General features: G+C 49.0%; 11 protein-coding genes and 1 pseudogene. 6 read left to right on the top strand and 6 right to left on the bottom strand.

From position 1 onward, the window contains the following. The 5 genes and pseudogenes from IQP38_RS26510 to IQP38_RS17345 form a co-directional block, all read right to left on the bottom strand. A pseudogene (locus IQP38_RS26510) lies at positions 1-300 on the bottom strand (siderophore biosynthesis PLP-dependent protein); the annotation flags it as partial. Further along, a complete protein-coding gene (locus IQP38_RS17360; protein ID WP_182016047.1) occupies positions 293-2122 on the bottom strand; it encodes an IucA/IucC family protein in 1830 nt (609 codons plus the stop codon). The pseudogene IQP38_RS26510 and the gene IQP38_RS17360, both read right to left, overlap by 8 nt. Then, positions 2094-3299 (bottom strand): MFS transporter, encoded by a 1206-nt coding sequence (locus tag IQP38_RS17355; RefSeq protein ID WP_064354993.1) that lies wholly within the window; start codon positions 3297-3299, stop codon positions 2094-2096. The genes IQP38_RS17360 and IQP38_RS17355 overlap by 29 nt, the downstream gene beginning before the upstream one ends. Positions 3300-3304: 5 nt before the next feature. Next, entirely contained in the window at positions 3305-5137 is a 1833-nt protein-coding gene (locus IQP38_RS17350; RefSeq protein WP_193837799.1) for an IucA/IucC family protein, read from the bottom strand. Next, positions 5134-6345, bottom strand: a complete 1212-nt coding sequence (locus IQP38_RS17345; protein ID WP_053307985.1) for an ATP-grasp domain-containing protein — start codon at positions 6343-6345, stop codon at positions 5134-5136. Before IQP38_RS17345 ends, IQP38_RS17350 begins: the two co-directional genes overlap by 4 nt. Before the next feature lie 250 nt (positions 6346-6595). Between IQP38_RS17345 and IQP38_RS17340 the strand changes: the two genes are divergently transcribed. The 6 genes from IQP38_RS17340 (at position 6596) to fecE (ending at position 14685) form a co-directional block, all read left to right on the top strand. After that, positions 6596-8632 (top strand): TonB-dependent receptor, encoded by a 2037-nt coding sequence (locus IQP38_RS17340; RefSeq protein ID WP_005383467.1) that lies wholly within the window; start codon positions 6596-6598, stop codon positions 8630-8632. A 120-nt stretch (positions 8633-8752) separates the two neighbouring features. Further along, the gene (pvuA, locus tag IQP38_RS17335; RefSeq protein WP_193837798.1) at positions 8753-10891 is read left to right on the top strand and encodes a TonB-dependent siderophore vibrioferrin receptor PvuA; all 2139 of its coding nucleotides are present in this window, start codon (positions 8753-8755) and stop codon (positions 10889-10891) included. A 101-nt stretch (positions 10892-10992) separates the two neighbouring features. Beyond that, a complete protein-coding gene (locus IQP38_RS17330; protein WP_025768676.1) occupies positions 10993-11916 on the top strand; it encodes a Fe(3+) dicitrate ABC transporter substrate-binding protein FecB in 924 nt (307 codons plus the stop codon). 74 nt (positions 11917-11990) lie between these two features. Continuing rightward, positions 11991-12950, top strand: coding sequence for a FecCD family ABC transporter permease (locus tag IQP38_RS17325; protein ID WP_416222591.1), 960 nt, complete (start codon positions 11991-11993; stop codon positions 12948-12950). Beyond that, positions 12947-13918, top strand: a complete 972-nt coding sequence (locus IQP38_RS17320; protein ID WP_193837796.1) for a FecCD family ABC transporter permease — start codon at positions 12947-12949, stop codon at positions 13916-13918. The genes IQP38_RS17325 and IQP38_RS17320 overlap by 4 nt, the downstream gene beginning before the upstream one ends. A gap of 2 nt (positions 13919-13920) precedes the next feature. Continuing rightward, complete coding sequence (gene fecE / locus IQP38_RS17315) at positions 13921-14685, top strand: Fe(3+) dicitrate ABC transporter ATP-binding protein FecE (protein WP_054575393.1); 765 nt, start codon at positions 13921-13923, stop codon at positions 14683-14685. 117 nt (positions 14686-14802) lie between these two features. Here fecE and IQP38_RS26505 read toward each other — a convergent pair. Further along, positions 14803-15454 (bottom strand): methyl-accepting chemotaxis protein (locus tag IQP38_RS26505; RefSeq protein ID WP_228010098.1); only part of this gene is annotated, 652 nt, incomplete at its 5' end.

Raw genomic sequence — 15454 nt, 5'->3', positions numbered from 1 at the left:
GCCACCGAAGATCAATGGCTTATCGAGTTGTTGTTGGTGGAGGTGTGTCAACTCCCCGCCAGATGCCGCTTCAAAACCATCGACATACGGCGCGAGCGTTTTGAGAATCGGGCCCGATGGATTGGCTTTGGCTGCGTAAAATAGCTCGACATTTTTCGGCAAAACGTGACGCAGTTGTTTGATGTGTTCTTCTAAGGCGTTTAGGTCATACACGTAAGCGCACAAGGGTTGATTTTGCTGCTGTGCGAGCGTGTGAACTTGTTGGCTAACGCGTGTCGGTAGAGAGAGGGAATTAGACATGTTGCGCTCCTTTTTCGTGTTGCTGCCAAGGCGCGGCGACTTGGGTATAGCCCGACTCCTTATCGGCTTTTTGCATCAAACGAGTGGTGAAATTATTTTTGCTTGGGAAGTGACCGCCATTCAGCAACGCTTCTAGTTCCGGCTGTTTTCCATTCACTGACTGCCAACGCACAATGGCACTTTGCACCGCATTCCACAGCGTTTGCTCTAGTGGCTCATCACCTTCTGCTATGAAGAAAATCGCTTCGCTGATGTTGTTGATAAAGGTGCAGTATCCGATGCGATTCCAGCCTTGTTCGCGACTGTAGTAAACCGATTGTCGCGCGCGTTCAGACAAGTCAGTTAATGTTTCTTCTGGCCAAAACTCCGGCAGTAACTTGGTGCCTTCCAAATCACGAATCCAGACACAACACGGCATCTCTTGCTCAAAGCCAATCAAGGTGTTTTGCAAATGCGGCTCAAACGCCACTCCGTGTTTGAAGTAGTAATTAAACACGCCCGGAATTAGGCAATGCAAATAGCGTTCAAACCACAGTGTCGCGATATCGGAATAGCGAATTTGCGTAGTACGCGCTTTGTTTTTAAGGCGTTGAGCAATACAACTGTCGCCGTTTTTGTCGTAAGCAAACAGAGCGCCAGCGAGGGTTGGTTTTAAGATGTCGACTTCGCTCAGCGAGAAATTTTCGCGATACAAAATCCCAAACGATTCGCGCGCTTTGGTGTTGTCATCCCAATTACGCTCAGCGACACTTTCTAGATTTAATGTGGTGGCGTAAGGCTCTGTCATCACTTTAAATACAGGGTTGTGCAGCTGTTCGTTTTCTCGAATCGGTTTGAGAATCGACGTGAGCTGCACGGCGCTGTCGAGTTCGTACCACGCGTTTTTGCGCACGCAATTGGTTAATCGTACGTTGATGGAGAATTTCGCAAACCAATCCATATCTGGGTGGTAGAGGGTACGAACTGAAGAGGTCGGCTGCATCTTTTCACCACCTAAACCCAGTGGCGTGATCTTGCCTTGTTCAATGGCACGCTTCACGCTTGGGTTGCTCAAAATGGTGTAGCTTTCCCAAGGATGACAAGGGTAGAGGGTCTTCCCATTGCTGGTGGCGTGTTGTGGCGCGAGCTGTTGTAGCATGTGCTGAGCAGGGTTAGCTTCTCCGTCGGAACTCAGCACATCAAGTAAGGACGTATCCACTTCAAACCAGTACAGCGGGACTTGCGCGCCGACTTCTGGAGAAAACGCCAAGAGATCATCCATGGTGACGCCCGAACGACTTTTTGGGGTCGGATGGAAAGTATGCCCCCAAATCAGAGACTGTTCCGAAGCGATAAACTCGTTGTGATGCGATTTGGGCGCGACGTTGAGAAACTGCTCGGTAACCAGCACGCTATTTTCCAGTTGTTCGATCAGCTCATGGTTAAATGGGATCGCCAATACCTGCTTGAGATAGTTAAGCAAAAGCGTAAGAGTTTGCGTGGCATCCAATTTCGCCCAACCAGATCCCGGCATTTTCGCCCATGGCAGTTCTGCCAATTTGATTTTGCCCAGTTTGCTCGCGTAGTGAATCGGCAAAACCAGCACGCCATTTTGTTGAGAAAGATAAACGGCTACCCGCTGCTTGGCGGAATAGTTGCGTTTTAACGTTTGGGGTAGCGATGTCGATTGGTAGTGCCATTCCACTTGTTGATTCGGTAGCGCAAATTCACGTAAGTAACAATTAAGAACACCCATAATCGTGTTGAGTTGGGCCTTCTCCCGATTGAGCTGCACATCATGCGCGCGCAACTCGCTAGTCTGAGAGGATTGAGTTTGTAACATGTTGATTTCCAAATTTTGAATGGAGAACCAGCGCGATCAAGGTGATTACGCTGACTATCGCAGAAAGTAGGAAAGGAACCTCAAGTAGCCCCAAGCTAGAAATGAAAGAAGCGCAAAATCCCGCTGCCACGCCACCCCATTTGGACATGGCATCAAAGCGAGAAAATACTTTGCCACTGAGTTTGCGATCCAGATGGCTCGCAAGATGCTGATGCAATCCGTGATAGCAACACACCATCGCGATGCCGAAGACAATTCTCGCAGCAATGAGTGCGGTTTCGGACGCAATCAAATGCAAGGCAGAGCTCACGGCAAGCAATGCAAACCCGAGCCACAACGTGCGCAGCGGTTGATGGCGATTCAGCCCATCTGACAACACGTGGATTTTGCCTGCCAGCAACAGATAGATGCCATGCGGCAGTGCGTACAAAAAACCGATCCATGCGTGGTGAGTGATGCCATATTGCTGCACAAACGGCGAGAAATAAGGAAAGGTCACCACCATGGAAAACGCAAACCCGAACTGAGCAAAGAAGATCCAACGAATGGCATGCATTGCGTTTTTCTGTGCAACCGGTTTTTCTTGCTGAGATTCTGAGTTTGGCTTTTCGAGGTTTCGTTCGGCAGGTTTATCCGCAGGCAGTGTTAGCGTGATGCCCATAGCAATTAAAGGCAAAACGCATAACCAAAGATACGCGTTGAGCGGGTTGGTCTCTGACAAGCTCCAGCCGAGCCCAATGGGCGCAACGATCAGCGCCAAGCGAGCAGATAGTTGGGTTTTATTGAGTGACTTGCCGAGTGTTTTGGCTTCTTTAATTTGACTAGATAAGTAGCTGTTCGAGGCGGCCATGGTGCCGCCAAAGGTTCCTTGAACAATAAGACCAAACACAAACATGGCGAGGTTGTCTGCCAAGCCGCACAGCGCAAACCCTGCTGCAAGGCCAAGTTGTGCACGCAAGAGTGAGCGGCGGCGACCGTAGCGATCGGCAAAGTTGCCCCAAAATCGCGCCGCCAACGCAGTACAAAACGTAGGTAGGATAAACAATACCCCTGCCCAGTCCGCATCAATGCTTGCGCCTAACGTTGGCAACACGACGGGTAGAAATAGCGGCATACCTAACGCGGCAAACGCAGCGATAAAGTGGCACAACAACACACTGTAGATGAGTTTGGTCATAATCGTTAACGTACGCTTTTTTTGATGGCTTCTATGTAGGCGCGTTGCGCTTCTTCGCTAGAAAGCAGTAAGAAGTTCGGGGCCGACAAACCATAGAACTTATTGATGTCGCTCGCGCCGGAGGCTTCTTTCGAGAGCAAACTGCCAGAGCTCAACAAGTACTTGGCGTACAAATCAGGCGCCTCTTGCAGTAACTCGCGTGCCAGTTTCGTCTCTAACCCTTCGCCTTCTAATCGGTTGAGTTGTTCTGAAATGCTTTTGGCCACGATGGCGTAAAGCGATGCTGAAGAGGCAATGCCCTTCGCTGCCATGGCTTCTACAATCGCTGCGATATCCAGTTGTAATGTGATGGTGGTAAACATCTGACCGAGCGCCAATTCATTGTCGACTTTGATGCGTTGATCGAGCAGTTCATCGCAATCCACTGGAAGTAGTTTTGCGCCGTGTTTTTGGGCAGCATGCTCTGTTGCAAAGTGGAAGCGCTCTGGCCAAATTCGCGCTGCGTCGTTGTCTTTCATCGCGAGCGTCATTTTGCCCTGTTGATCAAATGCAATGATGGCGTTTTGCTGGTTGGACTCCAATGCAATGCCATAACGAAGCCACAAGGTAAGGTGTACTTGGCATAATAGGTCGACGTAATCTTTGAACCACGCCAGCGTATCTTGTTGATAGTACTGCTCTGCCAAGTGTTCTAAGAACAAGCGGTCGTCAGGCATTGGGCTTGCCAGTGCGGCAACCGGAACTAGCGCTTTGTCTTCGCAATGAATAAGTGGGTACTCACGTACGATGTACGCGAAGGTTTTATCCTCGCCGACGTGTCCACCGTGTTTTTCGTTGCAATGGAACAAGCGACTGTTTAAGTCTGCGTCCGTTTGTTCAAGGTGGCTGAGTAGGCGTTCAAACCAGTGGCCGTCATACAGTGTTGAAGGCTTGATTAAGCGAATGTTTTTCGTGCCTAGCGATCGCATGATCAGCGGAACTTTGATGTGAATGTGCGGTGCGTCGTTGACGACCACCGTACGAACGGAAAGCGTCGGCGTCACGTCTAGATACGTTAAAGGCGCTTCTATCATACCTTCGGGTAAGGCTTCTAAAGATCGCAGGGTGAGCGGATGCGCAGGGAACAGTGCGTGGCTCAGTGCAAAATCAGCAGGAAGCCCAACTTGCTCCATGGTTGGCCAGCAATCAGGTTGTTCGCTGGTTAATGTCACCAGTGATTTTTCAATCGCAATCCAATGCAGAGCAAAGCTTGGTGCAAACTCGGGCGCGTACTTAGCAAGGTCTTCATCGCTCAGACCAAACTTCGCCCGCGCAGTTGGATAGTACGGATGGTCAAGGTAAGAAGCGATCTGGTCGGCTAGCAGCAGTTTTTGATGCCAAGAACCAAGCTCGGATATTGGTTGAGAAATGTGGTCTGCGTGATGATGAAACGCTTGGTCACACAGCGCTTTGTGTTGCTCTGCACATTCTAGTTCTTGAAGGTATCCCGCCAACAATTCGTGAGAGCTGTCATGCGCCAGTGTCGTTAGTAGTGCAATCCACTCTTTGTAATGTTGTTGATGTTCGACTTGGCCATTTTTCTCCACCCACCAACCTTGTGGTGTTTCGTCATTGGCGTGACCGTAGCGCCAGTGCTGCATGTAATACGTTGGCGCAACGGGTAAATACAACGTGAAATCAGAGTTGGCAAATATCAGCCAGACTTGCTCGCCTTGAGGAACAATTCCCTCTTTTGGCGCGTCGCTACTGAACTTGGCTTTTGACAAAATGCCAAACATGTCTTCGCGTAAGCAAGTGTCGATCAATCGTTGCGTTAGATACAAAGCGTTGTCGTTCATGCTGCCACCTCACGAGTCGGAGCTAGATCGAAATTGCTAAGCGCGTTCTGCAGCGCTTGGTCGAGGTTTCGCCCTGATGGTGAGACAATCGAAATTCGGGCGAGATAATCCTTATTGGAATAACTCTGTTGGAAGTGTTCTCCAGCGGTTTTTAGTACCTGTTGCTGGGTGATGATATCGTCATCGTGTTGGATGAACGACGTCGAACCTCCGTCAATCACACCACTGTGCTCCGCAACCACATAGTGCACGTGCGCTGACCCATGAATTTGGTAATCGCCGGCCAATCTTCGGCCCAAATGCAGACCCAAAATTGTGCTAAACCAACCGAAGTGAGCGAGATTGTTGAGCAAGAATTCGCGGCCATCTCCAATACTGCGGTAGTTAATTTCCACCAGAACCGGGCCATTTTCCGTAATGATAAATTCGCTGTGGCAAACTCCAAAACCAACGCCGAACGCTTTAAGTTGAGCCAAGCAAGCTTCTCGGTGAGCAATGCCGTTTGGTCCGTTCCAGTCTGCGGCGGTTTCGATAAAGTAAGGCGGCTCAGAGAGCGACACATCAAAACCGCCCACGGCGATAAGTTGGTTACCGTCTCCTAAAGTTTCGAGCGTAACCAACGGTCCTTGAAGAAACTGCTCCACCAGAATGGCGGCGTTTGGGTGCTTTTGCCAAAACGCCTCGGAGTAAGCATCGAGCTCGCTTTGGGAGTCACAGCGCTGTACATCTAAACTCGCCACGCCTTCTTTGGGTTTTGCTACGACAGGGAAGGCCATGCCTAATGCCACATTCGAATGGCGATGCAGCAAACAGCTTTGTGTGTTGGGTAAGGATTTTTCATTTAACACTTGTCGAGTTAAGTGTTTGTTTTTGGCCTTTAACGTGACAGACCAATCTTTGGATGGGAGGCCAAAAAATTGCGCGCAGATGGCGGTGGAAGTTTGTAAGTGATCACTATTGCTGAAAATAGCGTCTGGCTTTAATTCATGCTCCGTGATGGTTTCGATGAGTTCTAATGGGTTGAAGACATCACATTCTAGAATGGTATCCGGATTAAAGTGACTATCATGACTCGCCAACTCTAAATGGCTGAGCTTATGGTCGGTGATAAGAACGACGTGAAGGTCCATCGCTTTAGCTGCAGGCACAAAGCCGTGAGTGACTGCATCGTTAACGACATGACTTACGATAATCATCGTAGATTTCATGAGCTTTCCTAATTTTCTAACATTTTCTTCTAACGTTGATAAAGTCGCTCACGGTCGTCTTCCAATGTGCCTCTCTCGAGACGGAGGGCAGAAGTTTTAGTATTTATTGTTATGATATTTGGTTTTTTTTGTTGTTAGTTGTGTTTTTAGGGTAAATAAATATAGAGCATAAAATTAATATTGCAAATAGAAATAATATTTGTTCTTATTTCCATCCGTTGGCTTTATAACAACTAAACGGAATTATGGAATGAATAAATTATTGACCCTGACCCCCTTGGCGGTCGCGATTGGTTCTTCATTAGTAGCACCAAGCGCAGTGGCTTCAGAAGAGACGAACTCAACCCCATCAGCAACTGAAACGATTCAAGTCTTCGGTCATCAGTACGAAGGTTATGCTGAACACATGCCTCAATCAGGCACCAAAACCGATGTGGAATGGCTTGATGTGCCACAAGCGGTATCCGTAGTAACGAAAACAGAAATGCAAGACCGAGGCGCGGTGCGTTTAGTGGATGCGCTAGATGGGGTAGCCGGGGTCAATAACACCTTGGGCGAAGGCAGCCGCGATCAGTTCATGATCCGTGGTTTTGATTCACTCAACGATATGTACCGTGATGGCTTGCGAGATGACGGTACGTTGCAGTCTTACCGCAGCTTAGCGAACGTTGAACGCGTTGAAATTGTGAAAGGCCCTGCGGGTGCTTTGTATGGCCGTGGTTCGGCTGGGGGCATCATCAACTTGGTGACGAAACGCGCTAACGGTGAGAATTTTACTCACGTAAACGGTAGTGTAGGCAGCAACAACCAATATGTTGGTCAGGTCGACAGCTCAATGGCGTTTACAGATAAGGTCAACGGGCGTATTAACTTGGAATACCGTCAAGCCGACTCGTACGTTGATCATGTTGATTCAAACGATTTCTTCATTGCACCGACCATTCGTGTGTTACCAGCGGAAGGTCACACCATTGATATTGACGTGGAATACGCCCATCAAGAACTAGTGCCGTATCGTGGTGTGCCATCAAAAAATGGCAAGCCAGTTGATTTGCCAGTAAGCACTTACTTTGGCGGTACAAACGACTATCAGGAGTCAGACAGTCTCCGTATTGCGGTGGATTACGAATGGCGTCTGAATGATCAATGGGTATGGAACAACCGAGCGGCGTTCAACCATATCGAACTTGAGCAAAAAGGCACGCGTCAGGGCAAAGTGACGGGTAATGAAGTGTCTCAAACCGTCAACAACTTTGGTTACGATCCACGTACTACGACCACTTTACAATCTGAGTTGGTTTGGGAAACCAGGGACAATCAATTGATGGTGGGTGCAGATTTCAACCAGATCGATATCGACCTAACGTTGGCAAGTGACAAAACGCTTCCTCCGCAAAATATATACGACCCAGTCGTTGGTCCAACGCCTGATCCGGGCTTTAAGCCATTTCGTGACAATACCACCACCACGACAGGTTTGTATGTGCAAGACGTCTATACGTGGGGCGACCTTTCTTTGATCGGTAACGTGCGTTACGACTCGATGGAGCTCGAACAACAAAAAGCGGGCTCAGATAAGGAAAAGTTGGATGATGACAAAGTCAGCTACCGTGCTGGTTTGGTATACCGCATCAATTCCGACACATCCGTATACGCCAGTTTAGCGCGCTCTTGGCAGTTACCGTACGCTGGTATCTACATCAATCCAAAATTGGCGGAATTCTTCCACACCGACTTAAAAGAGGTGGGTGCGAAAGCGTACCTTTTGGATAACGCATTAATGTTGAATGCGGCACTGTTCCAGATTGATCAAGAGCAACCACAAACTAACGTGGACGGCGATGTGATCGATAAAATTGAAGTGCGTCACCAAGGCATTGAATTAGAGGCTCGCGGCCAAATCACCAAACAGTGGGACATCTCTGTTGGTTACAGCTACTTAGATGCGGAAGACAAAGCCACAGGCAAAAAGCCTAACGATGTATCAGACCACTTGTTCTCTCTTTGGAGCACTTACCAATTGGATGACAACTGGCGTTTAGGCGGTGGTGTGAAGTACGTGGGCGACCGTTACGCAGGTAACGACGAAGCCGTCGCACTTGGCGATTACACAACGGTGGATTTGATGGCGGCGTACACCACTGGTCGTCACAAAATCCAAGCGAACGCTTACAACATTTTGGATGAGAAATACATTCTTGGCGCAACAAACGGCACGTCTGGCTTAAACCAGATTGGCTACGGCGCACCAGCCGAGTTCATGCTCAGCTACGGATATCAGTTCTAGGCTTTTTGTGCGTAGTTAGCGCCTGTTAGCCGATTTTTGCCTCATATTGAGGATGTTTAGCCCCTAGAGCCTACGGGATGTATTCTGCCCGAGGCTCAATTTCTCGCAAAGGAGATCTTAATGTCTTACCAGAATTTGGATGGTAAAGTGCGTGTACGTGCTGGTTTGTCTACCACTTACAGTGTGCTTGCGATTGCAATCGCTTCTGCCACATCCATGAGCGCGGTTGCTGCTCCTGCTAAAAAAGAACAAACTACCACGATGGAAACCGTCGTTGTCACTGGTAGCGTGATTGGTAAATCTGAAATTGAAGACGTCAAAGAGTACCCAGGTGCTCGTACCGTCATTACCCGCGATCAAATCGAGAAAACCGCCGCAGGCTCGATTGATAACGCGCTACAGCGCGTGCCGGGTATTAAAGTTCAGGATGAAAGCGGAACGGGCGTATTGCCTAACATTTCCGTACGTGGTTTGAAAGCAAGCCGTAGTGGTCATGCTCAGTTCTTGATGGATGGTGTACCGCTAACACTTGCGCCATATGGTCACACTGGTCAGTCTATCTTCCCAGCAACACTGTCGATGCTTGATCGTATTGACATTGTACGCGGTGGTGCCGCAGTACAGTACGGCCCAAACAACGTCGGTGGTGTGATCAACTTAGTGACCAAACCGATTCCACACACGTGGCAAACTGAAATCAGTAACCGCCTTACCGTGTTTGATGGCGGTGATGCGCCGCTGAATGATTTTTACCTACGCACGGGCGGCTGGTTAAGCGACACATTTGCACTACAGTTGGAAGGTAACTTCCTAAAAGGTGAAAGCTTCCGTGAACATTCCGATACGGACGTGAAGAACTTCCAAGCCAAAGCACAGTGGCTACTGAGTGACACTCAAGAGATTCAAGCATTCCTGCAACGTTACGATGCTGAAACGCAAATGCCGGGCGCACTTTCGCCACAAGATTACGAGCAAGATCGTCACCAATCGAAACGTCCTTACGATGATTATGAAGGTAAGTCGACGCGCTGGAGTGTTAAGTACATCCACGATTTGCCATTTGCCGACAGTGCCGAGCTAGAAGTGCTAACGTTTGGCCATAAGTCAGAGCGTCTTTTCAAGTGGGGCTTTAACAGCGCGGGTGGCCATTGGGCGGATCCGGCTCTGTCAGCGACGGACGTTCGTACCTCTCCACGTGAATTTACCGTGTATGGTATAGAGCCAAAAATGGCGATGTACTTTGGCGAAGGTAAATCCGTTACTCAAAACTGGATCGTGGGTACCCGTTATGTTAATGAAGACATTGACTACAAACTCACTCAGACTCCAATCGCCGGTGGTGCAACCAGCGTTCCGCGTGATTGGCATCTAGATACGGACGCGTTTGCTGGATACGTTAGCAACGAAATTGGTTTGTTCAATGATACATTGAAGGTAACGCCTGGGTTGCGTGTTGAGTCGGTTCGAATGACGTTTACCGATCGTGGTAAAAAACAAACGGCAGACAACACCGTGACGGAATGGTTGCCAGGTTTGACGGTGGCATACAACTTAACTGACCAGTGGGTGACGTATGCGAACGCGCAAAAATCACTTCGTGCGCCACAAATTGCCTACATCCGAGGTTTGGGTGAAGAAGGTAGCGAACTGGCTTGGAACTACGAAGTCGGCGCGCGTTACACCCAAGATGCGACCAGCTTTAACGCTGCACTTTATCGCATCGACTTTGAAGATCAATTGCAATGGCAAAGCTCAACGCAGACCTTCGATAACATCGGGAAAACACTTCACCAAGGCATAGAGCTTTCTGCTCGTTACGTGCCTGAAGCACTACCTACACTGAGTTTAGGCGCAAGCTACAACTATCTAGACGCTACGCTTGAAGAAGAAGGCGCGAATAAAGGTAATCAACTGCCTTACACCTCTAAGCATCAGCTTGGTTGGGATGCAACCTACGCATTTTACGGCATGGACACCACGCTATCGGGCTTCTACTTTAGTGATTCGTATACCGATAACGCCAACACCAGTGCCGAAGATGCAACTGGCGCAACGGGTAAAGTACCATCTTACATGGTGTGGAACTTCAACTTGGGGACGGATTTATACAAAGACGACAAAGGCAAGTTACGCATGAATGTTGCGGTGAACAACTTGTTTGACGAGGAGTATTACTTCCGCGGGATTGATACAAGCCCAGTTGGTCGGTACCCAGCTCCGGGACGCTCTTACACACTGGATCTGAACTATCAGTTTTAAGCGTTTCGTTCACCGAGTTTGAAAAGAAAAGTCGCCAATTTACCTTGGCGACTTTGCCGATCTTAGGTAATGGAAAACTCTTAGCACTGGAAAAAAGCAAGATGAAAAATAAAAAACAATTTACGATCAAACACTTTTCAACAGTTTTGCTGATGCTGTTGAGCTCAGCTTTGATGTCATTTAGCGCATTTTCTCAGGCGCGCAGCGTGCAAGATGAGCAAGGCACTTTTGAGCTAGAAGCGATACCTCAACGTATTGTGGTTTTAGAATTTTCGTTTGTCGATGCATTAGCGGCAGTCGATGTCTCACCTGTAGGCGTCGCCGATGACAACGATGCCACACGAGTCATTCCTGCTGTTCGTGCCAAGGTTGGTCCTTGGCAATCGGTCGGCATGCGCTCGCAACCGAGTTTAGAGGCGATTGCGGTGCTCAAGCCGGATTTGATCATTGCTGATGCAGAACGTCATCGCGCGATTTATCAAGATTTGCAGCGAATTGCGCCAACTTTGCTGTTAAAAAGCCGTGGTGAGACATATCAAGAAAATCTCGAATCCGCACACAAAATCGGCGTGGCAATTGGCAAACAAGCGAAAATGACACAACGAATTGAGCAGCACAAACAGACAATGGCGGAGTTCAAACAGCATTTTGCAACACAGGAAACCATTCAGTTTGGTGTGGTTTCTGACAAAGGGATGTGGTTGCATAGCCCGGTTTCTTACGCTGGGGGCGTTTTGAGTATGCTGGGCATCCAAAGCCCGCTGGCTCCATCTGAGCAAAAAGCGTATATCCCAACCAGTTTCGAACTTTTACTAAAAACCAACCCTGATTGGTTGTTAGTTGGACTTTACTCTCAACCAAATATTGTGGATGAGTGGCGCAAAAATCCATTGTTTAAGTTGCTAACTGCTGCGAAAAAACAGCAACTTGTTGAGGTTTCTCCTGAACTGTGGTCGTTAAATCGCGGCATGTTGGCTGCGGAAGAAATTGCCCGCAATCTTGAAGCGTTATTGGAGCGCTCATGAGTGCGGCGATAAGCTCGGAAAGCGCGTCTTCGGTTAGCAAATCGCATTGGAAAGCGAGCTTGTTTGTCTGTGCTATGGCGTTGTGTACGCTCTCAGGCTATGCAGCCTCAATGATTGGCTGGTCCAACTTTTCTTTGAGCGTTAATGATCTGACAAGCTATTGGTTTGCGTTTGATGAGGGCAATATGCTGCATCAAATCCTCGCGACGCTGCGTGCGCCTCGTGCCTATGCTGGGTTATTAATTGGCGCTTCGCTTGCGGTATCCGGAGTGCTGATGCAAGGATTAACTCGTAACCCTTTGGCGTCGCCATCCATTCTCGGCATTAATGCTGGTGCGGCTTGTTTTATGGCCTTGGCGTCCATCGGCGTACCATTCTTTAGTCAATTGAACTCAATCATCAACGCAGTACTCGGCGCGCTACTAAGTGGTGGTGCGGTCATGTTGTTGGGCGGTTTTTTTTCCGCGCGTTCTCACCCATTGCGTTTAGTGCTAGCGGGCATTGCCATCAGTGCACTGCTGATAGGGTTAACTCGTGCGTCGGTAATTTTGGCGGATGACATGGCTTACAGCGTGTTGCATTGGTTAACGGGTTCACTCTCCGCGGTAGATTCTGAACAGTGGCAGCAACTGCGGCCTTTTGCGACTTTAGGTTTGGTGCTCGCCATGGGCTTAGCGCGAAACTTAAATTTACTCGCGTTGGGGGACGAAGTTGCTGTTGGGCTAGGTGGTAACATTCGTCTTACGCGATTTATCAGTGGTTTAGCGGTTGTGCTGTTGGCAGGAACTAGCGTAGCGATTGCTGGGCCAATTGGCTTTGTCGGGTTGTTAGTGCCGCACTTGGTACGCCCAATTGTTGGTCACAACTATCACATTCTCATTCCGGTTTCCGCCTTGTGTGGCGCGGCATTGGTGACGTGGTCAGATGCTTTATCACGAGCGATTGCTTTTCCGGCTGAAACGCCAGTGGGCGTGATTACCGCGCTGTTGGGCACACCTTGCTTTATCGCGATTGCAATGAGGAAATCATCATGATGAATCAAACCAAACTGTTTGCATTAGTTGGATTGTTGCTGATTGCGTCTTCTCTCACGCTGTTTGTTGGTGCGGCGAACATGTCGGCTCAACAGGTTTTTGCATTACTGTTTTCTTTCTCTGACTCGGACTTTGTGATTCACCAATATCGATTACCGAGAATGTTGCTCGCCATTGGCGTGGGCGCTGGGTTGGGGCTGTCAGGCGTTTTAGTTCAAGGCGTCATCCGTAATCCACTTGCCTCACCAGATTTAATGGGGATAAGCGCCGGAGCAGGACTGGCGGCTACCGCTTGTTTGGTGCTGTATCCGAATGCGCCAGTGGCAATGTTGCCGATGGTCGCCATGGCGGGAGGCTTGCTTGCTGCTGGCTTTATTGCTGTGCTGGCTTACTGGTCGAAACCAACACCAGCACGTTTGGCGCTGATTGGTGTTGCTGTCAGCGCATTTTTAGCTAGCGGTATCGATTTTCTTCTGATTGTGCACCCTATTGAAATCAACACGGCGATGGTATGGCTAACCGGCAGTTTTTGGGGACGAAACTGGCAACAAGTGCCGTTTATTTGGAGTGCTTTATTGCTGCTACTACCATTGGCGTTTTGGCTGGCTTGGCGGCTAGATGTTATGGGACTGGGAGAAGAAAGCGCCACTACACTTGGCACGAAACCAAGACAGATCCAAATTATTGCGTTGATTGCTGCCGTGCTATTGGCGAGTATCAGTGTGTCTGTGGCAGGCACGATCAGCTTTGTTGGCCTGCTTGCGCCGCATCTTGCGCGTTTGCTGTTTGGCCACAACCACAAGTTGTTGATTCCAGCCGCTGCAACCCTTGGCGCTTTGTTGGTGATTTGCGCCGATGGTTTAGCGAGAGGCTTACAGCCACCAATTGAGCTACCAGCGGGAGTGCTGACATCTGTTATTGGCGCACCATATTTCATTTTTCTTTTGTATCGTTATAGAGGTTGGTAAGCATGTTACGAACGCAGAACTTATCCGTCGCGTACGGCAAACAGACCATCATTCCAGATCTCTCTTTGTCGATTCCTCAAGGTAAAATTACCGCACTAGTTGGTCCAAATGGTTGCGGTAAATCGACACTATTAAAAACCTTGGTACGCATCAATAAACCCGCTTCTGGCCAAGTGTTGTATGACGACAAACCACTAAGCAGCTACGGTGATAAACGCTTGGCGCGTTCGTTGTCTTTGCTGCCGCAGATTCTTGTCAGTCCTGAAGGTATTACCGTCAGAAAACTGGTCGAATATGGCCGCTCGCCTTATCTCTCTCATTGGGGCCGGTTAAGTCAACAAGACAAGACCTTAGTCGAGCAAGCAATGCAAGATACTGGCGTGATTGAGTTTGCTGACAAGCCAGTTGAATCGCTGTCTGGCGGTCAAAGGCAAAGGGCGTGGATTGCGATGGTAATGGCGCAAGATACCGACGTAGTGATGCTTGATGAGCCAACCACTTACTTGGATCTCTCTCACCAAGTTGAGCTGATGAAACTCATGAGGCAGATGAACGACAAAGGCAAAACAGTGGTCGTAGTGCTGCACGATCTAAACCAAGCGTGCCGTTACTGCGATCATTTGGTGGTGTTGGAAAAAGGTCAGTTAGTCACGCAGGGAACACCGCAAGAGGTACTGACAGAAGGTATGTTGGCATCGGTGTTTGATTTACAAGCGAGAGTATTTAACGACCCAATCTCAGGCACGCCGATGTGTGTGGCGGTGTAGGTTTACGTCTTTCGAAAGCTATCTGCAATAAAAACGTCGATCCATAAAAACAAACCCCGCTAGTAACAAAGTCGCTAGCGGGGTTTGTTGTTTTTAAGAGCGTCCTTAATGTGGCGTTTAAGCCAGTTTAAATGTTGCTACTTTCGAGTTGAGATCCTCAGCTTGCGATTTCAGCTCAGCAGATTGATTCATCGATTCTTCGGCACCAACTACCAAGTGATCGGTCACATCTTTAATGGACGTGACGTTTTGCGTGATTTCATTGGTTACGTGCGTTTGCTCTTCGGCGGCGGTCGCGATTTGCGTTGCCATATCGCTGATCAGCGCAACGGCCGCGTTGATTTCATCCAGAGCCAGTGCTGCGCGATCAGCATCTTCCACCGAACCTTGCGCGAGCTGAGAGCTTGTATCCATGATGGCCACTGCGCGTTGTGTGGTTTGCTGCAAGGTCTCGATCGTCGAGCGAATCTCTTCGGTTGAGGTGTGTGTGCGTTGTGATAGCACGCGAACCTCGTCTGCAACAACGGCAAAACCGCGACCTTGTTCACCTGCACGCGCCGCTTCAATCGCCGCATTCAGAGCCAGTAAGTTGGTTTGCTCTGCGATGTCTCGAATCGTTGATAGCACGGTTGAGATGTCTTGCGCGTGCTGGTTGAGCTCACCGATGACAACGCTCGCTTGGTTGACTTCAGAAGACAAATTATTGATGGACGATTTGGAATTGATCACCAACTCATGACCGTTTTGTGTGCTTGCTGAAGAGTCTTGA

This window comes from Vibrio sp. OPT41, assembly GCF_015163595.1.
GTDB lineage: Bacteria > Pseudomonadota > Gammaproteobacteria > Enterobacterales > Vibrionaceae > Vibrio > Vibrio alginolyticus.
The sequence above is the reverse complement of the archived record's forward strand: the minus strand, read 5'-3'. Positions and strand labels throughout refer to the sequence as shown.

Bases quoted from the DNA above. Each gene is read 5' to 3' on its own strand.
- fecE (WP_054575393.1), top strand. From the start codon at position 13,921: ATGTTACGAACGCAGAACTTATCCGTCGCGTACGGCAAACAGACCATC.
- IQP38_RS17350 (WP_193837799.1), bottom strand. From the start codon at position 5,137: ATGAACGACAACGCTTTGTATCTAACGCAACGATTGATCGACACTTGC.
- IQP38_RS17345 (WP_053307985.1), bottom strand. From the start codon at position 6,345: ATGAAATCTACGATGATTATCGTAAGTCATGTCGTTAACGATGCAGTC.
- IQP38_RS17325 (WP_416222591.1), top strand. From the start codon at position 11,991: ATGGCGTTGTGTACGCTCTCAGGCTATGCAGCCTCAATGATTGGCTGG.
- IQP38_RS17320 (WP_193837796.1), top strand. From the start codon at position 12,947: ATGATGAATCAAACCAAACTGTTTGCATTAGTTGGATTGTTGCTGATT.
- IQP38_RS17330 (WP_025768676.1), top strand. From the start codon at position 10,993: ATGAAAAATAAAAAACAATTTACGATCAAACACTTTTCAACAGTTTTG.
- IQP38_RS17340 (WP_005383467.1), top strand. From the start codon at position 6,596: ATGAATAAATTATTGACCCTGACCCCCTTGGCGGTCGCGATTGGTTCT.
- pvuA (WP_193837798.1), top strand. From the start codon at position 8,753: ATGTCTTACCAGAATTTGGATGGTAAAGTGCGTGTACGTGCTGGTTTG.
- IQP38_RS17360 (WP_182016047.1), bottom strand. From the start codon at position 2,122: ATGTTACAAACTCAATCCTCTCAGACTAGCGAGTTGCGCGCGCATGAT.
- IQP38_RS17355 (WP_064354993.1), bottom strand. From the start codon at position 3,299: ATGACCAAACTCATCTACAGTGTGTTGTTGTGCCACTTTATCGCTGCG.